General features: G+C 47.7%; 18 protein-coding genes. 12 read left to right on the top strand and 6 right to left on the bottom strand.

The window, feature by feature from the left end:
* Window positions 1-7 precede the first annotated feature (7 nt).
* Complete coding sequence (locus RT717_RS23815; RefSeq protein ID WP_317488844.1) at window positions 8-2,515, top strand: T9SS type A sorting domain-containing protein; 2,508 nt, start codon at window positions 8-10, stop codon at window positions 2,513-2,515.
* 37 nt (window positions 2,516-2,552) lie between these two features.
* Window positions 2,553-3,137, top strand: a complete 585-nt coding sequence (locus tag RT717_RS23810) for a nitroreductase family protein (RefSeq protein ID WP_317488843.1) — start codon at window positions 2,553-2,555, stop codon at window positions 3,135-3,137.
* A 5-nt stretch (window positions 3,138-3,142) separates the two neighbouring features.
* Here RT717_RS23810 and RT717_RS23805 read toward each other — a convergent pair whose 3' ends face one another.
* From RT717_RS23805 to RT717_RS23795, 3 genes are read right to left on the bottom strand one after another with little or no spacing between them, the layout of a single operon-like run.
* On the bottom strand, window positions 3,143-4,051 hold the full coding sequence (locus RT717_RS23805) for a cation diffusion facilitator family transporter (protein WP_317488842.1): 909 nt from the start codon (window positions 4,049-4,051) through the stop codon (window positions 3,143-3,145).
* 9 nt (window positions 4,052-4,060) lie between these two features.
* Window positions 4,061-4,774, bottom strand: coding sequence for a methyltransferase domain-containing protein (locus RT717_RS23800; protein WP_317488841.1), 714 nt, complete (start codon window positions 4,772-4,774; stop codon window positions 4,061-4,063).
* On the bottom strand, window positions 4,767-5,891 hold the full coding sequence (locus RT717_RS23795; protein WP_317488840.1) for a type III polyketide synthase: 1,125 nt from the start codon (window positions 5,889-5,891) through the stop codon (window positions 4,767-4,769). Before RT717_RS23795 ends, RT717_RS23800 begins: the two co-directional genes overlap by 8 nt.
* 54 nt (window positions 5,892-5,945) lie before the next feature.
* Between RT717_RS23795 and RT717_RS23790 the strand changes: the two genes are divergently transcribed.
* Window positions 5,946-6,830 (top strand): UbiA family prenyltransferase, encoded by an 885-nt coding sequence (locus tag RT717_RS23790; protein WP_317488839.1) that lies wholly within the window; start codon window positions 5,946-5,948, stop codon window positions 6,828-6,830.
* On the opposite strand, the gene RT717_RS23785 is transcribed toward RT717_RS23790, so the two are convergent.
* A complete protein-coding gene (locus RT717_RS23785) occupies window positions 6,827-7,942 on the bottom strand; it encodes an NAD(P)/FAD-dependent oxidoreductase (RefSeq protein WP_317488838.1) in 1,116 nt (371 codons plus the stop codon). The genes RT717_RS23790 and RT717_RS23785 overlap by 4 nt on opposite strands.
* A gap of 131 nt (window positions 7,943-8,073) precedes the next feature.
* Here RT717_RS23785 and RT717_RS23780 point away from each other — a divergent pair, with 131 nt between their 5' ends.
* The 3 genes from RT717_RS23780 to RT717_RS23770 all read left to right on the top strand — a co-directional run bounded on the left by RT717_RS23780 (window position 8,074) and on the right by RT717_RS23770 (window position 12,671).
* Window positions 8,074-10,500: a heavy metal translocating P-type ATPase gene (locus RT717_RS23780; protein WP_317488837.1), complete on the top strand. Its 2,427-nt coding sequence runs from the start codon at window positions 8,074-8,076 to the stop codon at window positions 10,498-10,500.
* Window positions 10,501-10,503: 3 nt separating this feature from the next.
* Window positions 10,504-10,674 (top strand): cbb3-type cytochrome oxidase assembly protein CcoS, encoded by a 171-nt coding sequence (gene ccoS / locus RT717_RS23775; RefSeq protein ID WP_317488836.1) that lies wholly within the window; start codon window positions 10,504-10,506, stop codon window positions 10,672-10,674.
* A 77-nt stretch (window positions 10,675-10,751) separates the two neighbouring features.
* The gene (locus RT717_RS23770) at window positions 10,752-12,671 is read left to right on the top strand and encodes an LTA synthase family protein (RefSeq protein WP_317488835.1); all 1,920 of its coding nucleotides are present in this window, start codon (window positions 10,752-10,754) and stop codon (window positions 12,669-12,671) included.
* Here RT717_RS23770 and RT717_RS23765 read toward each other — a convergent pair.
* Window positions 12,668-13,912, bottom strand: coding sequence for an aspartyl protease family protein (locus RT717_RS23765; RefSeq protein WP_317488834.1), 1,245 nt, complete (start codon window positions 13,910-13,912; stop codon window positions 12,668-12,670). The genes RT717_RS23770 and RT717_RS23765 overlap by 4 nt on opposite strands.
* 200 nt (window positions 13,913-14,112) lie before the next feature.
* Between RT717_RS23765 and ccoN the strand changes: the two genes are divergently transcribed.
* The 6 genes from ccoN to RT717_RS23735 all read left to right on the top strand — a co-directional run bounded on the left by ccoN (window position 14,113) and on the right by RT717_RS23735 (window position 20,610).
* Window positions 14,113-16,263, top strand: coding sequence for a cytochrome-c oxidase, cbb3-type subunit I (gene ccoN / locus RT717_RS23760; RefSeq protein WP_317488833.1), 2,151 nt, complete (start codon window positions 14,113-14,115; stop codon window positions 16,261-16,263).
* A 189-nt stretch (window positions 16,264-16,452) separates the two neighbouring features.
* Complete coding sequence (locus RT717_RS23755; protein WP_317488832.1) at window positions 16,453-17,382, top strand: cbb3-type cytochrome c oxidase N-terminal domain-containing protein; 930 nt, start codon at window positions 16,453-16,455, stop codon at window positions 17,380-17,382.
* Between the two features lie 29 nt (window positions 17,383-17,411).
* Window positions 17,412-18,842, top strand: coding sequence for a cytochrome c oxidase accessory protein CcoG (ccoG, locus tag RT717_RS23750; protein ID WP_317488831.1), 1,431 nt, complete (start codon window positions 17,412-17,414; stop codon window positions 18,840-18,842).
* Window positions 18,839-19,273, top strand: coding sequence for a FixH family protein (locus RT717_RS23745; protein ID WP_317488830.1), 435 nt, complete (start codon window positions 18,839-18,841; stop codon window positions 19,271-19,273). Before ccoG ends, RT717_RS23745 begins: the two co-directional genes overlap by 4 nt.
* A gap of 1 nt (window position 19,274) precedes the next feature.
* Window positions 19,275-19,979 carry a sulfite exporter TauE/SafE family protein gene (locus RT717_RS23740; protein WP_317488829.1) on the top strand — a complete coding sequence of 235 codons (705 nt, stop codon included), beginning with the start codon at window positions 19,275-19,277 and terminating at the stop codon, window positions 19,977-19,979.
* A gap of 52 nt (window positions 19,980-20,031) precedes the next feature.
* Window positions 20,032-20,610: a Uma2 family endonuclease gene (locus RT717_RS23735; protein ID WP_317488828.1), complete on the top strand. Its 579-nt coding sequence runs from the start codon at window positions 20,032-20,034 to the stop codon at window positions 20,608-20,610.
* Window positions 20,611-20,615: 5 nt separating this feature from the next.
* Here the strand turns inward: RT717_RS23735 and RT717_RS23730 are convergent, their stop codons facing one another.
* Window positions 20,616-23,009, bottom strand: coding sequence for an ABC transporter permease (locus RT717_RS23730; RefSeq protein WP_317488827.1), 2,394 nt, complete (start codon window positions 23,007-23,009; stop codon window positions 20,616-20,618).
* Window positions 23,010-23,089: the final 80 nt, after the last annotated feature.

The following is a 23,089-nucleotide window of genomic DNA, read 5'->3' as shown; positions in this document are numbered from 1 at the left end:
AGGCAGAATGAAAAAGCTTAGCCTTTTTATGGTAAGTCTTTGGGTGCATATAGCAGCCTCGAACTGTCTTGCCCAATTTACCACCAGCCCGGGCACCACTCTCGGTATAGCCGTAGCCACCAAAGTGGGCGTGCAAGCCAATGTGATCAACCAGGGCATCATTTCAAATACCGGCACTTTGTATCTCCACAACGACTGGAGCAACGTCGGCACTTATGGAGGCGTAGGTATCGTAAACTTGTTTGGGGCAGATCAATCGTTTGCCCACAATGGTCAGGCGCTGGCCTCTTTGTTTGTAAACGGGGGAGGGTCAAAGCAAATTTCATCCGATGTTTTAATTACTGAAGGTCTTGTACTTGCGAACGGGTTGATAGATGTAAATCCAGCAGCCAATTTTGTTGTGAAAAGCACCGCCAGTATTTCCGGCGCATCGTCGTCCAGCTACGTCCGGGGAAGAATGCAAATTTCGGGGCAGGGCAATCAATACTTTCCCATTGGCATTGGTTCTACCTTCACTCCGGTTGAGTTGATAAAAGTAAAGGGCAATGCTCCGGTAGTTTCCATGGAGGTGAAGGAACCACACCCAACTGGCCAAAGTGGCCTCGGGGTTGTGGAAATCTCACAGGCAAGGTACTGGGAGAAAACTGTTATTTCTGGCGAAATGACGGAGGGGCAAATTACCTTACCTGCAATCAACGAAAGCTTCATTGGCACGATGAACAATGCTTCGATAGTGGCATCAGATGAACTTGGTGGTACTTACGAAAGCCTGGGCCAGCAGTCTACCAGCGGCACTGTCGATAATGGCACTGTTACCAGTTTCGAAGACGCACTTTTCAGCTTTTATGCACTAGCCAGCGAAATCAACAATAGCAGGGAGGCCGACTCCGTGGCTTTGGTGAAGCTTTACTCAAGAGCAAACGGCGACGACTGGATCAACAAAACAGATTGGTTAACTACCCCGATAGATACCTGGCACGGCGTCAGCGTTCAGGGAGGAAGAGTGGTAGGCATCAACCTGGCCGATAACAACCTTACAGGACGCCTCACAGCTGATGTTAGAAAGTTGTCTTTGGCGGCCAGTCTGAACTTTTCAAATAACCAAATCGGGCAGGGTGTACCGGCCTCGGCAGCGCAGCTGACGAACCTTCAAACACTCAACCTGGCCGGCAACAGGCTGGAAAATCTTCCCGACCTTTCAACACTGCCTAATATTCAGCTAATAGATGTTTCGGGTAACCTTTTGCAATTTGATGACCTTGAACCGAACATCGGTCTTTCCAATTTTAACTACGCTAACCAGGGGAGGTTCGGAACAGCGCTGGACTCCCTTCAGCCAGTACATACAGCCTTTGTCAATGATTTGCCCGTGGGGGGCTCAGCCAACGAGTACCAATGGTTTCGGAGAGGCGAGCCGGTTGCTCAAGCCAACTCATCCACCCTCACCATCGATGATTTGGTCTACGACAATATGGGAGAATATGAGCTTCGTGCCACCAGTTCGCTGGTACCTGATCTTATCCTGGCCAGTAACACACAGCGGATAAGGGCAACAGCCAGCATGCAAGGTCGAGTAACAAACGCAGATGGAGCCAATGTTGCCAACCCTACCGGTGCTGCGCTGGGCATTAGACCCGGGCGTTACGACACCCTTGGCAATTATACCGGAGGGGCTGATGGATTATTTTTTATCCCTCAGCTTGTGTTAGGAGACTATTTGCTCTATGCCAGCCAAAACAATAGTGTTTATATTCCGACTTATCATAAAAGGACGATAGACTGGGCATTTGCCGACGTGGTAAATGTAAGAGAAAACATCTCCGGGGTTGATGTAACAATGGAGTATCTTCCAAGAGAGCTGACACCTGATGATGGCGATAATGTTGTGCTGGGATTTTTGGATGAAGATTTTGGCAATGGCAAAATGCTGGACAGGAAACGGGTGAAAGGGGCAGGTGTCAGTATCAGCCGTTCAAGGTTCAGGGCAAAAGACCATGAAGACGACTATGAATTGGTGGTGTACATTCAGACCGACGAGAACGGAGAGTTTGAAATTAGCAACCTGGCTGACGGCGATTACAGGATCAATATTCAGTACCCGGGCATTCCAATAGACCCAGCGTCATTTATCGATTTCCAGCTCGGAGGCGGAGCAGGCCTGGAGCAAAACAGGATCTCACTGGAAGCACTGGTGACGGAAGAATCGCTCCTTATTACGAAGGTGAAAGAAACAGGCATCTATTTGAGCTATTTCAAAGACCTTGAAGTGTATCCTAACCCGGCTGACAAATTCGTTGCCATCAAATATGAGCAGCTGGTTAAAGGAAAAGTGGTGGCTGAGTTGATGGACCTGAACGGGAACAGCCTGAAAACTATGGCGCTGAAAAACGAAAAGAGCTACACGCAATTGTTGGACGTTGCGGATGTCAATAATGGGATATACGTCCTTCGTTTTCATGATCAACTGGTTCCTGGCAGGCCAATAATTACCTACAGAATAATTATTTCCCGGTAATTTTTGTTGACTAGCTTTACGGGGAAAAAGCAGCAAAATGTTCAATACAGAGGAATTCAACAGACTCATTAAGCACAGGAGATCAATTTACACAGGGCAATTTACCGGCGAGAAGGTGGACGAAGCTGTTATTCACCAAATGCTGGAAAATGCCAATTGGGCACCAACTCATGGGCTTACCGAGCCCTGGAGATTTACCGTTTTCACTGGTGATGGCATTCAAAAATTGGCAGCTTTTCAGGCGGAGTTATTCAGGAAAGTAACAACCGCCCAGGGCAATTTTAACGAAGGAAAATACGAGGGGCTTAAAACCAAGCCACTGTCGGCATCTCACATTATCGGCATAGGAATGAAAAGAGATGAAAGGGGAAAAATCCCCGAGATAGAGGAAATTGAGGCGGTTTCATGCGCAGTGGAGAACATGTACCTGACGGCTGCTGCCTATGGCGTTGGCTGCTATTGGGGCTCTGGAGGAATCACTTATATGGAAGAAGCAAAATCATTTTTTGGCCTTGGCGAGAATGACAAATTTCTCGGCTTTCTCTTTATTGGAGTGCCCGGTTCAAAATGGCCCGAAGGGAAACGAGGACCCGTGAAAGAGAAAACAACCTGGGTGCGCTGAACTGCTTAACAATCTTCATATTCGCAAACGTCGTCCCTTGTCTCCACCTCAAAGGTCTGATGGTTGATGCCAAAGGAAGCGGCTACTTTTCGGGCCTCCCTTTTAACAGCGGCAACAACCTGGGCTGAAGCATCATCTTCCACTACCAGGTGGCAGGAAAGTACATTGTATTGTCCGTCCATCGTCCACACATGAATATCATGAACATCGCTCACGTGATCGATGGTCATTAGCTGATCGTGGATTGCCTTCACGGATAGATCGTCTGGCACAGCCTGCAAAAATATAGTGATGGTTTCGCTCAATGTGCGGTACACGCCAAACAAAATGAAAACCGCTATGCCTATTGACAACAAAGGATCGATAAAATACCAGTCGGTAAAATGAATAACAATGGAGCCAATCAGCACTGCTACCCAGCCAAGCACATCTTCCAGGAGGTGCCACCGTACTACTTTTTCGTTGGCGGTTTTCCCGCCCCACATTTTCCACGCAGCAGCACCGTTGACCAGGATACCCAACACAGAAAAAATCAGCATGCCAAAAGTTTGCACCGGCTCTGGGTTCCAGAAACGTGGAATGGCTTCGATGATGATGATGACCGAACCGGCAAAAAGAATGAGGCCACTTATGGTGGCCGAAATAAGAGAGAAGCGCTTGTAACCGTAGCTAAAGTTTTTGTCTCTTTTTTTTCTGGAAATCCGCTCAAAAATCCAACTGAGCCCTATGGCCATAGAGTCGCCCAAATCGTGAAGGGCGTCCGATAAAATAGCCATGGAATTTGTCAGCAGCCCACCTATCAGCTCGAGAATGGCAAAGATCAGATTGATGAAAAAAACAGCCCTTAGCTTACCAGAGCTGTCGTGCTCGTGGTGGTGGTGATGCCCATGATGGTGTCCGTGCTGATGCGCCATGCTCAAATATCAGGCATATATGACTAATTCCCAACGGAACGCCCATTTCCATTGAATATCGTAGGACTGAATGCCGGCTTTGTGAAGAATATGCTCAAGGTCTGCCTTGAGAAACGACCTGAGTACCGATAGCCGGGCGTCGTATTTCACCATGGGTGAGCGGGAAAACATTCTTGTTAACCAATCGATGGAGTGGTACGCAAACCAGTGGCGGTGCAGGTCATTGTTGATAATGCCCATATTCACCTGCCCGACCCACTGTGAGTAAAAGGCAACAAGCTCGGGCTCGGGAAAATGATGTGTGAACAAGCTGGTGTGGATGATGTCAAACTTTAGTTTGGAAAATGCCTTCGAGTAAATGTCAATCTGTTCAAACCTGATTTCAGGAAAATCTTTCGTGTTCTGCCGGGCATATTCCAGCACATGAGGATTGGCATCAATGCCTATCAACTCCAGCTGTAGATTGTTTTTTCTACCCCACCCGGCCAGCAGCTTCATGATATCGCCACCTCCGCAGCCAATATCGGCAATCACTATTTTTTCCTTTCGTTTTTCGGGGTGCCGACTTAGTAGCTTTTTTAGCCCAGTCAGGCTGATATTGTTGCCGCCAAGTAATCTGTTGATGGTGTCGAGCTCTTTGAGAGTTTGCACAATAATGTCTCCTGAGGAGCTCAGGTCATCCATCCATTCTAATGCTGTTGAGCGTTGGGAGAAATCAGGCATGGCCCTCGACGTTGATTTCAAGCAGCATACTTTCAAGTGTTAGGCCAGGCCCAAATGCAAAACTCAATACCTTTTTTCCGTCATCTTTTTCCGAGAGGCTTTCCATGATCCTTTTCAGAACGAATAACACGGTCGGGGATGACATATTGCCGAACTCACGCAGTGTTTCATAAGCCGCCCAGTTTTGCTCTTTTTTTATACCGACTGCTTCTTCTATGGCTTCAAGTATCCGTTTGCCACCCGGGTGAATGGCAAAATAGTCGACTGTAGCCTCAGAACCACCGTGTTGTCGCAGAAGCTTTTGGGTGAGTTTGCTGATGCCGCCCTTAATAATGTCGGGTACATAGGAGGAAAGCTTCATCTCGAAGCCAAAGTCGCCAATTTGCCAGGCCATGTCATTTTCTCCGGTTGTGTCGACATCACAATGGAAGTTTGCCAGGGTGAGATTGACTCCGTTCTTCTTTTTTCCGGATATAAGCATGGCTGCCGCTCCATCAGCGAAAAGGGCATTGGCCAGTAGGTTGTCTTCCGTGGGCTGGTTCTGAAAGTGCAATGTGCACAGCTCCACGCAAACGACAAGTACTTGTGCCCCATTGTGCGAGCGACAGATGTTGTCGGCCACTTTCATGGCATTGAATGCAGCGTAGCAACCCATAAAGTTGATGGCTGTGCGTTGCACATCACCTGTTAAACCGAGCTGTTTTAGCAACTCAAGGTCAAGCCCCGGAGCATACATGCCCGTGCAGCTAACAGTAACAAGGTGCGTTATCTCCTCTTGCCAGTTTGCCTTCAGCCCGATGGCCTTCTCAAGATTGCTCACGGCCTCTAGGCAAAGAGGAAGTGCCTCCTGCCTGTACCGCTCCATTCTTGGGCTGATAGTGGGAAATGGCTCCAGCCGCTCATTTTTGGGGTAGAAAGTGAAGTCATCTACTGCCGCACCATAGTCGTCGAGCACCGAATGGCGGTATCGAATACCGGAGGCCCGATAGAGTGCCTCCAGTCTTGTGGCATCTTTCCCGGTTAGCCCGTGCGCTTTAATCATAAACCCCAGAATCTCGCTTTGACAAAAGCGATGAGCGGGGGTAGCAGTGCCTATTCCGAGAATATTAGATTCCATAGATGGTATAATAAGCTAAATTTAGCCTTACTTGTTTAAATACTCTTGTCTTATATGTTACAAAAGTCTTATACGCTACAAAAGTCTACCTGGCTTCATCTTCGAATCCCGTTTTCTTTTTACTTATTGCCGGTATTTGTATTTGCCTGTGCAACTGTAAAGCCAAATGGCCTTTTATTGACAGGGCTTATTTTTTTAATTCTTCACCTTTTTCTTTACCCCGCCAGCAATGGCTTTAACTCCTATTTTGATAAAGATGAAGAAAGCATTGGTGGTTTGGAGCATCCACCAAAAGTATCTGAAGAACTTTACTGGACGTCGCTGATCTTCGATGCCGTAGCCCTTATTGCTGGGTTCATGATTAATTGGGTATTTGCAATGATGCTTTTTGGCTATGGACTGGCGTCGAAAGCCTACAGCCATCCGCTTACTCGTTGGAAAAAGAAGCCATTACTTGGCTGGCTTGTGGCTGGCTTTTTTCAAGGGTATTTCACGTTTATGCTGGTAGTAGTAGGCTTGAAAGACTTTTCCCCTGAGTTATTTCTGAACGCCAAATATTTCGTGCCGGCTTTTTTATCCTCTGCCTTGCTTTGGGGTTCGTATCCTATGACCCAGGTGTATCAGCACGAGGAGGACGGAAGAAGAGGAGATGAGACGCTGAGCCGTAAGCTTGGTGTTTTGGGCACTTTTCATTTTACAGCCATCTGTTTCACTGCAGCGAGCGGCGGCTTTTTCTACTATTTTTTGACGAGCTACGGAATGACCACCGCATTGGCTTTTGCAGTGGCCATGGTGCCGGTGCTCGCCTACTTTCTCTGGTGGTATGCAAGTGTGCGAAACGATAGAAAGCAGGCAAACTTTAGGAATACCATGCGGCTGAACTTCTATTCTGCCATCTGTCTCAATCTGTTTTTTTCCTGGCTTTGGTTGTTTACCTAGAAAGGTCGGCCATGTGTTTGAGCGATGATGCGTTTGGCTAAAAATGGCAAGCCACCCACCAACCCCACTCCAATATTGGAGGTAAAATGAGTACCGAAAAGATTTTGTGACTGTCGGCCTACCCAAAGCCGGCCGGCAAATTGCTGCTTCCACTTCTGAGCATATTCTTTTTCAATGGCCGCCAGCCCAAAGCCATCATTCCGGCGCTGAGAGATAATTACTTCCGAGAGAATTTTAGCCGAATGAATGGCCATAGCCATACCGTTGCCACACAAGGGTGTGATCAGCCCAGCCGAGTCGCCCGACATCAGGATGCTGTTGCTGACTGTCTCTTTCTTCTCAAAAGAAATTTCGTTGATCACCTCAGGGGCGTCAAATAGGAAGTCGGAATTTTCGAAAAGCTCTTTGAGCCTCGGGTTTTGGTAAAGCACAGCCATTTCCATTTCTGATATACTTCCAAAGGCCTTCAGGTTTTGGGTGCGGCTCAGGTAGCAAACATTGTAGGTATCATTTTCAACCTTACTTATCCCGCAATATCCTCCCGGGAAATTGTGAAGGGCGATCAAATCCTTTGGGAAGTCAGTTTTCACGTGATACTTCACGCCAATAAAGGGGGATCTTTTTTCGATAAAGGGCCTGTTGAGCTGCTTGTCAATTTTGGATCTTTTGCCATGCGCCCCAATCACCAGCGTGCTGCTGGCCGATTGACCGTTGCCATAGCTTACGACAAAATGCTGGCCTTCTCTTGATACGTGGTCAACAGATTGACTGAGCGCAAACTCTACACCGCTCTGCAGTGCCTTCTCATAAAGGAACTGATCGAATTGAAACCGGCTGATGCCAAAGCCACCCATAGAAAGGGGCACTGAGGCCTGCTTGCCAGAGATGGCCGATAGGCTGAATTGTTTGATGGAGGCTGGTTCGAAATCATCGGGATAGAGCCCGTTGCGTCGCAAAAAAGGCATCACCTCATTCGAAATGTATTCTCCACAGACCCTATGAAAGGGGTAGCTTTTTTTCTCTATCAGGAGCACGTCAAGCCCTGTCCTGGTCAGCAAAATGCTGTTGACCAGTCCTGCAAGCCCACCTCCGATAATTATTACGTCTCTCATGAATAAGAAATATAAGTTAAAATGAGCTGGCAGCACTTTTTGTTTTCGTCTTTGTTGCAGACTGACAAAAATCAGTGGATAATAAAGGCAATATCATAACCTTTCACTGTATTGTCCACTAATTTTGGAGCATGCAGACAACCCTCCCAAAGAAACCTGTTGCAGAGAAGACCTATTGCTATCACTGTGGTGATGAGTGCCTCTTTGAGCCTATTTTGGCCCATGAAAAGCACTTTTGCTGTGAGGGCTGCAAAACGGTTTACGAGCTGCTGCAGGACAATGGGCTTTGCGACTACTACGAACTGGAGAAAACCCCTGGGTTGAGCTTGAAGCAGCCAAAGTCAAGTGAGGCTTATGAATTTCTTGACGAGGAGGTTATCAGTAAAAAACTGATCGACTTCACTGACGGCAAGACCACAAAAGTGACCTTTTACATTCCCGGTATTCACTGTAGCTCTTGTCTTTGGCTACTGGAAAACCTTCCAAGGTTGGAGAGTTCGGTGATAAGTTCAAGGGTTAACTTTGTGAAAAAGGAGCTTACTGTTGCCTTTCAGCAGGATAATGTAACCCTGAGAAAAATCGTAGAGTTACTGGCTTCTATTGGCTATGCGCCGCTCATTACACTCGAAGACGAAGCAAAAGAACAGAAGAAAACTTCCTCACCCAACCGGAAGCTCTACGCACAACTCGGTGTAGCGGGTTTTTGCTTTGGCAATATTATGTTGCTAAGCTTTCCTGAATACCTTGGCTTCGATGGCGACGAAGAATATCTCAAGCAATTTGTTGGCTATCTGAATTTCCTTTTAGCACTTCCCGTCGTGTTCTATTCTGCGCAGGACTATTTCGTTTCTGCGTTTAAGAGCCTGCGAAAGAAGTTTGTCAATATCGATGTGCCAATTTCTCTTGGTATTGCCGCCCTCTTTCTGCGGAGCTCCTATGAGGTGTTTTTAGGAGGAGAGGCGGGGTATTTCGATTCGCTTGCGGGCCTGCTGTTCTTCCTGCTCATTGGCAAGTGGTTTCAGAGCAAGAGCTACGACCACCTTTCATTTGAGCGGAATTATACCTCCTATTTCCCCCTGGCGGTGCTGAAGTGGGTTGACGGCGCAACCAGAAACATCCCCGTTTCTGATATTAAGAAAGGCGATATTTTGCTGATTAGAAACAAAGAACTTATTCCAGCTGATGGCATTCTCATCAGCCCTTCGGCCTCAGTAGACTACAGCTTTGTTACTGGCGAAAGCGATCCGGTAAACAGGACACAGAATGACTTGCTGTATGCCGGCGGCCGCCAGCAGGGCGCTTCTATTAAGGTGCTGATAGAAAAGGATGTGTCACAGAGCTACCTTACTCAGCTTTGGAACCATAGCTCCTTTGCAAAGGAAAATGAGAAACAGTACCAGCAGCTAATCAATGTAATCGCCAGGTATTTTACTATGGCTGTCATGGTGCTGGCCACCGGAGCGTTTATTTTTTGGTGGCAGCAATCGCCCACGTTGGCGGTAAATGCTTTTACAGCAGTGCTCATTGTTGCGTGCCCCTGTGCGCTGGCGCTGGCCACACCATTTACCCTGGGCAATGCTATGGTGATGATGGGCAAAGCCGGACTCTATTTAAAAAATACGCACATCATTGAGAAAATGGCGACTATCAATCGCCTGGTTTTTGACAAAACGGGCACGCTCACTTATGCAAAGGACGGGGATGTAACGTTGGGCGGTCGCTACTCGGACGACGAGCTTCAGGCCATTTTTTCGGTGACCAGTCACTCCACCCACCCGTTAAGCCGTAAACTGCACGAGCACCTTTCGCAACGCTTTGCTCAAAAGCTGCCGGTTGATAAGTTTAAAGAAATTGAGAACAAAGGTATTGAAGCAGCCGTCAACGGGAAGGTGTATCGCATAGGCTCTCCATCATTTTGCATTGAGGAGGCCAGGGTATCAACCACGGAAGGCAATGTTGTTTATTTGGCCATTGATGGAATTACCCGGGGTCTCTTTTCCATTCGCACAAAAACGAGGGGAGGGCTGAAGCAAGTTATACAAAAGCTGGCTGCCAGTTTCAAAACTACGCTGCTTTCCGGCGACAGATCCACCGAACAGTCGTTGATGAAGGAGGTTTTTCCCGACGAAACGCCCATGTATTTCAATCAGACACCGGAAATGAAGCTGGAATATGTGGCTACTTGCAAGGCGAGTGGTGAAAAAGTAATGATGCTGGGCGATGGCCTGAATGATGCCGGTGCCCTTCAGCAGGCCGATGTGGGCATGGCCATCAGCGAAGATGTGGCCAGCTTTTCGCCAGCCAGCGATGCTATTTTGGATGCCAGGAGCTTCGAGCTGCTTCCAACGTTTCTGCTGTTTGCCAGACGAGCCAGACAAATTATTTTTGTCTGCTTCGGAGTGTCATTTGCCTACAATATTGTGGGTTTAAGTTTTGCCATGACAGGCATGCTCACCCCCCTGCTGGCTGCCATTCTTATGCCTGTTAGCAGCATCAGCATAGTGGCTCTTAGTACTGTTTTAGTCCGATTGGTAGCAGGCCGCCTTAAACTCACGTAACGCATGAAAATTATTATCCTTCTTATCAGCATCAGTGTAGTTGTGGCGATCGTTTTTCTTGTCGCATTTCTTTGGGCAATGAAAAGCGGCCAGTACGAAGACACCTACGGGCCATCTGTGAGAATGCTGTTCGACGACAACATCAAAAAAGACGAGAACAAAACCGAAAAATAGCCGTAAGGTAATCGTTAACTAAAAGTTACCTTTGCGCAACCAAGAGGTTAACGATAGACACTTTAGCAGACGGATAAATGTTGTTTTCACCTGAGGGGAGCACCCCGGTTAAGAGTTTTCTGAACATTGGAGCCTTTGTTCTCAGAGTGCTGGGATTTTTCTTCATCCTCTTCTTTTTCGAGCGCTTGCTGTTCGTTGTCTTCTATTTTCCGGAGATGTCGGGCGAAGCTGGATTCCAGGAAACGCTCAGGGCCTTCTTTATGCCCTTCAGGCTTGATCTTTCTGCGGCTGCGTACTTTACTGTTATTCCCTTTTTGCTAAGCCTGGGGTTTCTCTTTGTCAGGCATCAGCGGGCGAGAACCGTGCTGACCAAAGTCATCACCGTGTTAATTCTGGTATTTGCAGCCCTAACCATTCTTATTCATGTAGGAGAAACGGTTACGTACCAGGAGTGGAAGTCGAAGCTTTCTTCACGGGTCTTTGTGCACCTTGCCCACCCTACCGAGGTGGTTCGCACAGCGACTCCAGCTTACATGGTTGAGTTTGCTGCAATGGTGCTGGCATTGGGGTTTGTTGCCTGGCTGCTGCACCGCCAACTTTTGAAGAGGGCAGCTCCCGTAGCTGCGCAAGGTTCCTGGTTCCGGCGTTTTGCCATTGGCCTTCCAGCGCTGCTTTTTTATGCCTTTCTGCTTATTGTAGCTATAAGAGGAGGCCTGGGAAGGTATCCGTTAGGGATATCCAATGGCTATTTTTCTAACTATCATATTGTCAACGATGCCTCGGTTAACACCATCTGGAACTTTGGAGACAAATGGCTGCGGTACCGCAAGGGCAATCTTGATCAGTTCTTTGGCAGATATCCGCAAGAGAAGGCGGAGGATATAACAAGAATGTTGTTGAGTGACCACGATAGCCTGACTACAAAGGTGGTTAAAAAGGACACGTTCAATATTGTGTTTATAGTGCTCGAAAGCTGGTCGGCCCAAATGGTGGAGGCGCTTGGCGGAGTGGGCGCTCCCAGTGTCTCGAAAGTGGCCGGTGAAGGCATCCTTTTTGAGCGGGTATATGCTGCGTCATGGACATCTCAAAAAGGGAACGCATCCATTTTTAGCGGCTACCCGGCCTTGCCTCGCAGCCCCATCAATCAGCAGGATGAGAAAATACGCAGCCTGCCTTCTTTGCCCCGGAGCCTCGGTGACTATAATTCGGAATACCATTATGGTGGCGACCTCGATTTTGGAAATATCGGGGGATATCTGGTGAATGCCGGGTTTAACAAGTTGTTCGACGAAGACTCACTTAGCACCTTGCAGCCCCGGGGCCGACTGGGGGCACACGATGAGGCTACCCTGCCCTATTTTTACGATCAATTGGAGCGAGCAGGCAAAGGAGATGAGCCCTTCTTCTATTCACTCTTTACGCTAAGCAGTCATTCACCTTACGACATACCCGGACTAACCGACTGGCCAACCGGCGGGGAGTGGGCGGCCTATGCTGCTACAATTGCCTATGCCGACGAGCATTTGGGCAAGTTTTTTGAAAAGGCAAGGCACTCGGCCATTTACGACAATACCCTGTTTGTGTTGATAGCAGACCATGGCCGCACCAATGAATACAATCCGTTTCCTTACAATGACAAGATGTACCACATTCCCATGATTTGGTGGGGAGGAGTGATCAAAGAGGAGTTTCGGGGAGCCAAAGTGGATAAAATAGGTTCTCAATACGACCTTGCCAAAACGCTATTAAGCCAAATGGATCGGGAGGTTTCCGGCTATCGATTCAGTAAAGATTTGCTCAACAAAGGGTCGGAGGGCTTTGCCATGTATGAACACCACAATGGTTATGGGTGGGTTGACGCCAATGGCTATTTTGCCTTCGACTTCGACAGGATCAAAGTAGTAGAAAGTGAATTTACCGACGAGTCTGCTTTTGCTGATGCATACGAAAATAGCAGAGCTTTCATCACGGCGGTGTATAGGGACTTTCTTTTCTAGATCATTCGTTCCAGGCGGAAAGTGACCTTTACCTCTTCTGCGTTTCTCAGCAGCCTCAGCGTAACTTTTTTCCCTTTTTTAAGCCGCATGAGCGTGGTAAGAAAGTTGAGGCTTGTGTTACTTATAGTAAGGCCGTTCACCGTTTTGATAATATCCCCCTCCATCACACCGGCCTTTTTTGCTGGCGAATCTTCCCTCACATTGACAACCCTGATGCGATTGAGCTCTGTGCCGTGCGCCACCACTTCCAGCCCGCTCATATCGTACTCAAACTTCTTTTGGTACTCAACGCTTTTTGAGAGATAAAGCGTTTGGCTGAAGTAGTCGTAAATGTGATTGAACCTGCTGAGGATTTCACCACCTACGGTCCCATTTCTTCGCTCAGCTTCTTCGGGAACAAGGCCGTATGAACCTTCATTTGGGTAGGAAGCGATCACGTCGTCAAAGCTGTATTTACCAATCTTCACCTTGTCGACCCTGGCGACCACACCTTCGATATCTCCACCAAGTCCTTTGCCCAGGCTCGCTTCAAGTTTTTTTTCTGGTATATGAATCAGCTGACTGGTACTTTGATCAAGCAAAATAGCGTGACTGGCGCCGCTATCTACCATCAAAGCCACGTTCATTTTGGTCCCGTTTTTTTGAGTGATTTCGGCAGCCATATACGGCTTGGTGCCTCGGACAATGAGTGGTACTTTTTCATAGTATTTTTTCGGGTTGAAAAAATTAGGCTCGTAGAATTTTACCACCTTCTTGTCATAATTGACTTCGATGATAAAACGGCTGAACAGCTCATATCCTATGATACCGAATACCTCGGTGCCAAGCTGATTGCTTAGGTTGAGGTAGTCCTGATCAAGCACCAACATGGAGATGCCTTGCCCTTCAATGCCAGGGAGCTTGAGCTGCACATTTTTTGCCACGTGAGCCAAAATGCTATCCGCCTGCCCCGGTGCGGTAAAGGTGATGGTGCGGTCGTAGGTAAGGTTGAGGAGAGAGGCAACAAGAGGCTCCGTGAGGATACAGTTTTGAACACCGCTGTCGAGGATGAACTTGACGGTAATTCTCCCATTGATAGTTACCGGGATGATAATCAGGTTATTATATCGCTCGAACGGGAATTCAATCACCTTGGCACCTGTGCTCATTCGAAAGCCCAAAAATTGGGCATGGGTCTGGGCCGAAAGAACAAGCAGTAAAGAAACACACAGGATATGAGAAAAAGCTTTTCTCTTTATCATTTTCAACCAGTTCGTCAAGTAGGGTAGTGGTTTAACGTAATGTAAACATTTCTGTTTTTCAATACACCTATTGGCCCAAGTCTTATTTACTCACGGGCAATTATGACAAATATCAGTTTTGCCGGGAAGAATAGTCATTCATCCCCCGGCGCATGGCAAATAGCTTTGTCTCTGTTTCCATTTGCTAACCCTCTATAAATATGGAATTAGAAAAATTTAGCTACGACAACAAAATAGTAAAGTACTTTGCTATTGCCACGGTTGTCTTTGGTATCGTGGGCATGCTGGTAGGTCTTACTGCAGCCATTCAGCTTTTTTACCCGATATTCAATTTTGATTTGCAGTACACCACTTTTGGTAGAATCAGACCGCTGCACACCAATGCGGTGATTTTTGCATTTGTGGGCAACGCTATGTTTGCCGGGGTGTACTACTCCTTGCAGCGGCTGTTAAAAGCCAGAATGCTGAGCGACACCTTAAGCTGGATTCACTTCTGGGGCTGGCAGCTTATTATTGTGGCTGCGGCCATCACATTGCCGCTCGGCTTCACCTCTTCCAAAGAGTACGCTGAGTTGGAGTGGCCCATCGATATTGCCATCGCACTTATCTGGGTAGTGTTTGGCATCAATATGATAGGCACCATTCTCAAGAGGCGGGAGCGACACATGTATGTGGCCATCTGGTTTTACATTGCGACATTCGTCACCGTTGCGGTGCTTCACATTTTCAACTCGTTTGCATGGCCGGTAAGCCTGTTCAAAAGCTATTCAGCCTTTGCTGGTGTGCAGGATGCGCTGGTTCAGTGGTGGTACGGCCACAACGCCGTGGCTTTTTTCCTTACCACACCCTTCCTTGGCTTGATGTACTATTACCTGCCCAAGGCGGCTAACCGACCAGTTTACTCTTACAAGCTTTCTATTATCCACTTCTGGTCGTTGATATTTATTTACATTTGGGCAGGCCCTCATCACCTGCTTTATACCTCTCTTCCCAACTGGGCTCAATCGCTGGGCACCGTATTTTCAATCATGCTTCTGGCTCCTTCGTGGGGTGGCATGCTCAACGGCCTGCTGACGCTCCGTGGCGCCTGGGACAGGGTGCGTGAAGATGCAGTGTTGAAATTTATGGTGGTAGCTGTGACTGCCTATGGCATGTCCACGTTCGAAGGGCCTATGCTTTCACTGAAAAATGTGAATGCCATTGCTCACTTCACTGACTGGATCATCGCACACGTGCACATTGGTGGCCTGGGCTGGAATGGCTTCCTTACTTTCGGCATGCTCTACTGGATGATCCCAAGGATTTACGGCACTAAGCTATTCTCAGATAAGCTCGCTAATTTCCATTTCTGGATTGGCACCCTTGGTATCATTTTCTATGCTTTGCCACTCTATTGGGCCGGTATCACCCAAAGTTTGATGTGGAAACAATTCACTGAAGATGGTTTCTTACAGTACCCTAACTTCCTGGAAACGGTCACTCAGATTGTGCCCATGTACATGTTAAGGGCTGTTGGTGGCTTGCTTTACATCATTGGAGTGCTGGTAATGGCTTACAACCTTGTGAAAACAGCCTATGCAGGTAAGTTGATTGCCAACGAGCCAGCTGAAGCGCCAGCGCTTGAAAAGAGGGAAATTGTTGGAGGACATTGGCATGCTGTGCTGGAGCGCAAGCCGATTATTTTCACCAGCCTGGCACTTGTTGCCATTTTAATCGGTGGGGTGATTGAGTTTGTACCGGCATTTCTCATCAAATCTAATGTGCCCACTATCGCCAGCGTGAAGCCTTACACACCACTGGAATTGCATGGCCGGGATATATATATCCGTGAAGGCTGTAATACTTGTCACTCTCAAATGGTGCGCCCATTCAGGGAAGAAACGGAGCGCTACGGAGAGTACTCTAAGGCCGGAGAATTTGTGTACGATCATCCATTCTTATGGGGCTCGAAACGTACCGGGCCAGATTTGCACCGGGTAGGCGCCAAGTATCCCGACTCATGGCATTTCAATCACATGCTTGACCCCACATCCATGTCGCCTGGCTCTATCATGCCCCGCTACCCCTGGTTGTTTGAGCAACAGGTAGATGCCGACTTAACTCCGGCCATGATCAGTGCATTACGCCATGTAGGCGTGCCTTACGAGGAAGGGTTTGAGGATCAGGCCAATGCCTTGATGAGTAAACAAGCCGCATTGATAGCCACAAACCTGAAAAAGGATGGCATAGAGATCGCTCCCGAGGCAGAGATCATTGCACTCATTGCCTATTTGCAACGCCTGGGCACTGACATCAAAGTGAAGGGAGTTGCCAATCAAAATGTATCGTCAACCCAAGAAGGAGGAAACTAGCCATGTATAAGGAAGTATTAAGATCAATCACGGGCATAGAGATTTGGCCATTAGTTTCACTGGCCATCTTCTTCGCCTTCTTTGTCGGGCTATTACTGTGGGTCTGGTTGGCAGACAAAGACTATATCGATGAAATGAGCCACCTCCCTATGGATAGCGATCAAAGTTCCACACCTAACCAGTTGAATCATGACACACTTAAATAGACTTTTGGCCTTACTAAAGAAAAAGCCGAAAACGTGGTTAACACTTTTTGGACTGCTGATGCCTGCGGTGGGCTTTGGCCAGGATGCAAGTGCTTCATCAGCCACCTCCGACAGCCCTGAATTGCTGCTCTACACTGCCATGGCACTTGTGGTCATTGTGGCCGTTCTCGTACTCGTAGTAGCGCTCTATACCCTTACCATTATTAAAGTAATTATCAGGAAGGAAAAAGTGAGCGAGCGAGCTGACCAGGGGCTGACCTATGAAGAAGGCCCCAGCTTCTGGACAAGGTTCAATCAAAAAATGACGGATGCAGTACCACTTGAAAAAGAGGACGCAGTATTGCTCGATCATAACTACGATGGCATCAGAGAGCTTGACAATCACTTGCCGCCATGGTGGAAGTACATGTTTTATTTGTCTATAGTTTTTGCAGTGGTTTATCTGCTTGCCTACCATGTCTTCGATACGCTTCCACTTCAGGAGGAGGAATATCAAAACGAGTTGGCGGTGGCCAGTGAAGAAGCCGAGGCCAGAAAGCTGCTCGCCGTAAATGAGCTGGATGAGAACAGCGTTGAAACAACCACTGTAGAGGCAGAATTAGCAAACGGCAAGAATATCTTTGAAAAAAGCTGCGCTGTATGCCACGCTGCTGATGGCGGCGGAGGCGTTGGCCCTAACCTCACAGACGTGTATTGGCTGCACGGCGGTTCTATCAACGACCTATTTAAAACCATCAAGTACGGTGTGCCTCAGAAGGGGATGATCGCCTGGCAGGCTACTTTGAAACCAACAGACATCAGAGATGTGGCGAGTTATATACTGACTATGCAAGGCACCACGCCGGCGAGCCCCAAAGAGCCGCAGGGAGACCCTTATGAGCCGGGAGCCGCAGGGCAGGAATCTGGAAACTAGAGCCAAGACGTGAGTATCCCAAAAAAGCGATGGAAGATTTATATGAATATGATGAGCTGTACCGTGATACGATTGCCACTGTAGACGAACAAGGCAAGAGAGTGTGGATTAATCCTAAAAAGCCCAAAGGGAAGTACCACACTTACAGGATAGCAGTAACAGTGCTTTTGTTAGGTTTATTATTTGGTGCCCCTTTCCTTTCCTGGAAGGGGCACCCAATGTTCCTGTTCAATATTTTCGAGCGCAAGTTTATTTTATTCGGCACGGTATTCTGGCCTCAGGATTTCATCATTTTCGGGATAGGCATGATCGCCTTCTTTGTTTTTGTGATCCTTTTTACCGTTGTATTCGGCCGTATTTGGTGTGGCTGGATGTGCCCTCAGACTATCTTTATGGAGATGGTTTTTCGGAAAATAGAGTACTGGATTGAGGGGGATGCCAATCAGCAGCGTAAACTGGCCAGACAAGGCTGGAATTTTGAGAAGATTTGGAAGAAGGGCCTCAAGCTTTCCATCTTTTTGGCGATTTCAGCGCTCATCGCCCATACCCTTATGGCCTATCTGATAGGGATTGACGAGGTGGTTACCATTGTATCGCAGCCGCCCACAGCACACATGGCGGGTTTCATTGGGCTTATTGCTTTTACAGGGATCTTCTTTTGGGTTTTTGCCTATTTTAGAGAGCAAGCTTGTATCGCTGTTTGTCCTTATGGCCGTTTGCAGGGTGTGCTTCTCGACAAAGAGTCAATCGTTGTGGCCTACAACTGGTTGCGGGGCGAGCCCAGAGGAAAAATAAAGAAAGAAGTACCCGGAGCGAAAGCTGAACCACCTAAGGGCGATTGCATCGACTGCAAGCTTTGTGTGCACGTGTGCCCAACCGGAATTGATATCAGAAACGGCACCCAGCTGGAGTGCGTCAACTGCACAGCTTGCATAGACGCATGCGATGACGTAATGACGAAAGTTGATCGCCCAACGGGCCTCATTGGTTACTACAGTCACAGTATGGTCAGTGAGGGGAAAAAGTTTTCCTTCAACACCAGGATAGCCGCCTACACTACAGTTCTTGTGGGAATTTTGGGGCTATTGGCCTTTCTGCTTACCACCCGAACAGACGTGGAAGCTACCATGCTGCGTGTTCCGGGGATGCTGTATCAGGAGAAAGAAAACGGAATGATCTCCAATCTTTACAATATTCAGTTTGTGAACAAAACCTATGAGGATATTCACATAGAAGTGAAGCTGAAAGACGCCAACGGAGGCACGATTGACCGGGTGGGGGGCGAAGGCCTGGTGATACCGGCAGCCAGCAACCTTGAGTCCGTTTACTTTATTGACCTGCCCAGAGAGAACGTGACCGAAACCAGTAATAAGCTGGTGATACAACTCTATAGAGATGGGGAGTTGCTTGATGAGATAAAGACAAACTTTTTAGGACCCTTTAAACAGAAAAAGCCATGAACTTCGGGAGCTGGATTACAGTAGCCTTTGTGCTATTTGCTGGCCTTATTATCAGCCTTGTGGTGGTTTGTGTGCGCCAGGATGTGTCGCTGGTTTCAACAGACTACTACCAGCAGGAAATCAAATACCAAACAAGGATCGACGATATTTCTAATGCACAGGAATCACGGAGGAAAGTTGAGGTAACCCGAATTCCGGGAGAGAACCGACTGGAGCTGTCATTCGGCGAGCAAGGAGCTGCGTTGACTGGCGAAGTCGTTATGTTTCGTCCATCTGATGCCAAGCTTGATAAGAAGTTTTTGCTGCAGCTGGACGATACAGGAAGTTTTCAAATGGACACTTCTCGGCTAAAGAGGGGACTTTGGAAAATGAAAATTTCCTGGCAGCAGGGGGGGCAGACTTTCTTTGAAGAGAAAACAATAGTGATCTGATATGCCGCTCTGGTCAGCTTTTGTGCTTGGACTATTTGGCAGCCTACACTGTGCAGGCATGTGTGGCCCGCTTGTTTTTGCCCTTCACAAAGGAGGTAGCGGCTATGGAAAAATCACCTACCACACGGGTAGAATTCTTACCTACGCTTTGCTGGGCCTTATACTGGGTGGCCTTGGCTTTGCCGCTCAACTCGCAGGTTTGCAAAAGTGGTTTTCTCTCCTGTTAGGCGTTGGGCTGCTTGCGTCAGTGATATTTCCCCTGATTTCTTCCCGATTTCACAGTCACTACCTTAGTACAAAAACCAGCGGATGGCTATCAGGCGGCGTGAGAAAATGGATCGGTAGAGCTGTGGCCTCCCATAGCCCGTTTCGCCAACTTTGGCTCGGCGGATTGAACGGCCTTCTGCCCTGTGGCATGGTCTACATTGCCATAGCCGGTTCACTCTCCATGGCCGACTATTTTCAGAGCAGCCTTTACATGATCTTCTTTGGCCTGGGCACCTGGCCCATGTTGTTGGCCATTTCCTATGGCAGCACATTTGTCAATCATCTCAGCTGGCTGAACATAAGAAAGCTGGCTCCCGTTTTTATAGCCTGTCTGGGCCTGTTGCTCATTTGGCGTGGGCTCAATCTTCGCATTGAATATATCCCGGGGGCATCTGGCAGCAGTCCTTTTGCTGGCATTACAATCTGTACGACTCCCTGATACTTCTACAAGCATATCTGCAGATTTACTATCTTTGAGTAAAAGGCAAGAAATGGACTCTTTCGAACTCAAATTTCCGGATAAAGTACTTGACTCCTTTACTGAGGAGGAGTTTTATCTGTTTTGCCAGCAAAACAGAGACTTGAAGTTTGAGCGAACTTTTGATAAAAGAATTATCATTATGACACCAAGCGGGGGCTTTATTGGTAATAAGGGAATGCGCATTGGTGCGAGGCTTGATGCGTGGAATGAGCAAACCAACCTTGGATACACGTTTGATTCGTCTACCGGATTCACGCTGCCAAACGCAGCCATTCGATCCCCCGATGCATCATGGGTTGCAAAAGCCAGATGGGAGGCACTTTCACTTGCAGAGCAAGAAAGGTTTCCGCCAATTTGCCCCGATTTCATCATTGAACTGATGTCTCCTTCTGATCGGCTTTCCGAGCTACACAAGAAAATGGAAGAGTATCAAAGCAATGGTTGTCGTCTTGGCTGGTTGATCGACTCCGCAAAGAGGGCGACATACATTTATCGCTCTGAAGGAATGATTGAAACTCCATTCAACAAGGTTCTTGATGGTGAAATGGTGCTGCCAGGCTTCAGCCTGAATCTGACAAAGATATTTTAAGAGCCTCACTGGTCTTTCAATGAGGCCACCGGATTCCCCGTAGCCGCTACCAGGCTGTGGTAACCGACTGTAAGCAGCGTGACAATCAGGATGAGGCCAGCCGAAGAAATAAAAGTGATTGGGCTGGGGCTGATCCTGAATTCAAACTCCTGAAGCCAATTGCTCATGGCATAATAGGCGATAGGGAAGGCGATCAAAATAGAAACGCCAACCAGCTTCAAAAAGTCCTTCGAAATCAATAGCATGATGCTCGAAACCGAGGCACCGATCACTTTTCTCAGGCCGATTTCCTTTTTCCTTTGCTCTGCCGTGTACGACGCAAGGCCAAACAAGCCCATGCAGGCAATGACAATGGTAAAAATGGAGAACGTGGCAAAAACCTGACCTTTCGACTCATCTGCCTGGTATTTCTCGTAGAAATCCTGCTCAAGAAAGGAATACTGCAGTGGCCTGTTGGTAATAATATCTTTCCATGTTTTGTCGATAAAGCTTAGCACATCGCCAGTGTTGGCCGTGTTGATCCTCACCAGCAAAATACCGTTTTGGATGCTGTTGTGAATAATCATGGGCATGATAGGCTCCTGAAGAGCTCTCTGGTGAAAGTTCTTAATAACGCCTACCACTTTTACTTCCCGGGTTTGCAGGCCGTCACCAGTCATTACCTTGAACCGCTTGCCTATAGGCTCCGTCCAGCCCATTTCCCGGGCCAGCTCCTGGTTCACTATCACAGCGTTGGAAGTATCGCTCTTTGTACCTTCGGAAAAATTGCGCCCCTCTACCACTTCTATTTCAAGCGTTGGGAGGTAGCCAGCATCCACCTGACAGCTCATAAACCCCTTTTCCGTAAAACCTCCCTGCTCCATTTCCACAAATATGCCGTTCAGGTTGAAATCACCTCCAGGAGTAGCCCATCCAGACCCTACACTGTAAATGTCCGGGTTAGTCAAAAGCGCCTGTTTTAGCACATCGAGTTTTTTGCGTGCTTCTTGCCCTTCCAGCGGAATACGGATGACCTGATCCTTGTTGAAGCCCAGGTTCTTTTCTTTCATAAAGTTGAGCTGGTCGTATACCACCCAGGTGCATATCACCATAATGATCGAAATGGAAAACTGGAAGACCACCAGAGCTTTCCTGAGTGCCGGATTACCCGATTTGGAGGAGGCCCTGCCCTTTAGTACCTGCGCAGACTGGAACCTTGAAAGGTAGAAAGCCGGGTAGCTTCCCGACACCAAACCTAAAAACACCAAAACCCCGCTCAAAGCAAGCAAAATAATGGGATCCTTGTAGAAATCTCGGGTGATTGCTTTGTCAGCAAGATCATTAAAATAGGGAAGAAGGAAGAATGCTAGAACCACGCTTAACACGACAGAAAGAAGTGTCACCACTATGGCTTCTACAGTGAACTGGATCATGAGTTGCTTGCGATAAGAACCAAGCACTTTTCTGATGCCCACTTCTTTGGCCCGCATGGTGCCCCGTGCAGTGGCCAGGTTCATATAGTTAATGGAGGCAATAAGCAGTATGAAAATAGCTACGATAGAGAAAACATAGATATAGGTGATGTCTCCTCCAGGCTCGATTTGCCCCTCGTTTTTTGAATAAAGGTGAATACTGAGGAGCGGTTCAAGGTAAAAATCGGCCTTTGCATTGAACTGTCGAAACAGCTCTCCGGTATATTTTTCCATAAACGCTGGAGACCTTGCTTCGACTATTTTTGGATCTGTGCCGGTAGCTAATTGAAGGTATACCCAGTCGTTGATATTGCCCCACGCTGATGGGCCTTGTGCGGGCAGGCTGCTATAAGAGATGAGTGCCTTGGGTCGAAAGTGAGAATTGACTGGGGCATCTTTCATTACGCCCGTTACGATTCTTTGCCATTCTTCCGAGCCGGTTTTAATCACTTTGCCCAGGGGTTCGTCCTCACCGAAGTATTTCTTTGCTATACTTTCCGTTAATACGATAGAATTTGGGGCAACGAGCGCCTTTCTTGGATCACCTGTTACCAGCTGAAAGCTAAAAACGCTGAAGAAAGAGGAATCGGCGAAATAGAACTTCTCCTCATAAAACTGCTGGTCTTCTTTGGTCACCAGTTCTCTTCCGGGGTAGTTGATACGGACAAAATTTTCAACCTCGGGAAAATCTGTCTTCATGGTAGGCCCAATCGGTGACATGGCCTGGCAGATGTCCACCTTGGTATCCTGAATGGAGGCGTGCATGCCTACACGGTATATTTGATCAGCGTTTTTGTGGAAGGCATCAAAGCTTAGTTCATCCTTTATGTAGAGCAAAAGAAACAGACTGGAAAGCACGCCGGCTGTTAAACCAAAAATATTGATGAAGCTATAAAAGCCCTGGCGACGCAAATTTCTTATGGCTACAACTACATAACTTCTTAGCATAAAGAGAAAATTTATATAAAACCAGCAACAAGTTACGTACCTGTTTGCATATCTTTCTGGTTAACAGCGCTTTATAAAAA

The sequence above is a fragment of the Imperialibacter roseus genome (assembly GCF_032999765.1).
GTDB classification, from domain to species: Bacteria; Bacteroidota; Bacteroidia; order Cytophagales; family Cyclobacteriaceae; genus Imperialibacter; species Imperialibacter roseus.
The sequence above is the reverse complement of the archived record's forward strand: the minus strand, read 5'-3'. Positions and strand labels throughout refer to the sequence as shown.

Coding starts and splice junctions, on each gene's coding strand:
- RT717_RS23735 (WP_317488828.1), top strand. CDS start 20,032: ATGGACTCTTTCGAACTCAAATTTCCGGATAAAGTACTTGACTCCTTT.
- ccoN (WP_317488833.1), top strand. CDS start 14,113: ATGGAATTAGAAAAATTTAGCTACGACAACAAAATAGTAAAGTACTTT.
- RT717_RS23755 (WP_317488832.1), top strand. CDS start 16,453: ATGACACACTTAAATAGACTTTTGGCCTTACTAAAGAAAAAGCCGAAA.
- RT717_RS23815 (WP_317488844.1), top strand. CDS start 8: ATGAAAAAGCTTAGCCTTTTTATGGTAAGTCTTTGGGTGCATATAGCA.
- RT717_RS23740 (WP_317488829.1), top strand. CDS start 19,275: ATGCCGCTCTGGTCAGCTTTTGTGCTTGGACTATTTGGCAGCCTACAC.
- RT717_RS23730 (WP_317488827.1), bottom strand. CDS start 23,009: ATGCTAAGAAGTTATGTAGTTGTAGCCATAAGAAATTTGCGTCGCCAG.
- ccoS (WP_317488836.1), top strand. CDS start 10,504: ATGAAAATTATTATCCTTCTTATCAGCATCAGTGTAGTTGTGGCGATC.
- RT717_RS23765 (WP_317488834.1), bottom strand. CDS start 13,912: ATGATAAAGAGAAAAGCTTTTTCTCATATCCTGTGTGTTTCTTTACTG.
- RT717_RS23745 (WP_317488830.1), top strand. CDS start 18,839: ATGAACTTCGGGAGCTGGATTACAGTAGCCTTTGTGCTATTTGCTGGC.
- ccoG (WP_317488831.1), top strand. CDS start 17,412: ATGGAAGATTTATATGAATATGATGAGCTGTACCGTGATACGATTGCC.
- RT717_RS23785 (WP_317488838.1), bottom strand. CDS start 7,942: ATGAGAGACGTAATAATTATCGGAGGTGGGCTTGCAGGACTGGTCAAC.
- RT717_RS23810 (WP_317488843.1), top strand. CDS start 2,553: ATGTTCAATACAGAGGAATTCAACAGACTCATTAAGCACAGGAGATCA.
- RT717_RS23800 (WP_317488841.1), bottom strand. CDS start 4,774: ATGCCTGATTTCTCCCAACGCTCAACAGCATTAGAATGGATGGATGAC.
- RT717_RS23805 (WP_317488842.1), bottom strand. CDS start 4,051: ATGGCGCATCAGCACGGACACCATCATGGGCATCACCACCACCACGAG.
- RT717_RS23780 (WP_317488837.1), top strand. CDS start 8,074: ATGCAGACAACCCTCCCAAAGAAACCTGTTGCAGAGAAGACCTATTGC.
- RT717_RS23770 (WP_317488835.1), top strand. CDS start 10,752: ATGTTGTTTTCACCTGAGGGGAGCACCCCGGTTAAGAGTTTTCTGAAC.
- RT717_RS23790 (WP_317488839.1), top strand. CDS start 5,946: ATGTTACAAAAGTCTTATACGCTACAAAAGTCTACCTGGCTTCATCTT.
- RT717_RS23795 (WP_317488840.1), bottom strand. CDS start 5,891: ATGGAATCTAATATTCTCGGAATAGGCACTGCTACCCCCGCTCATCGC.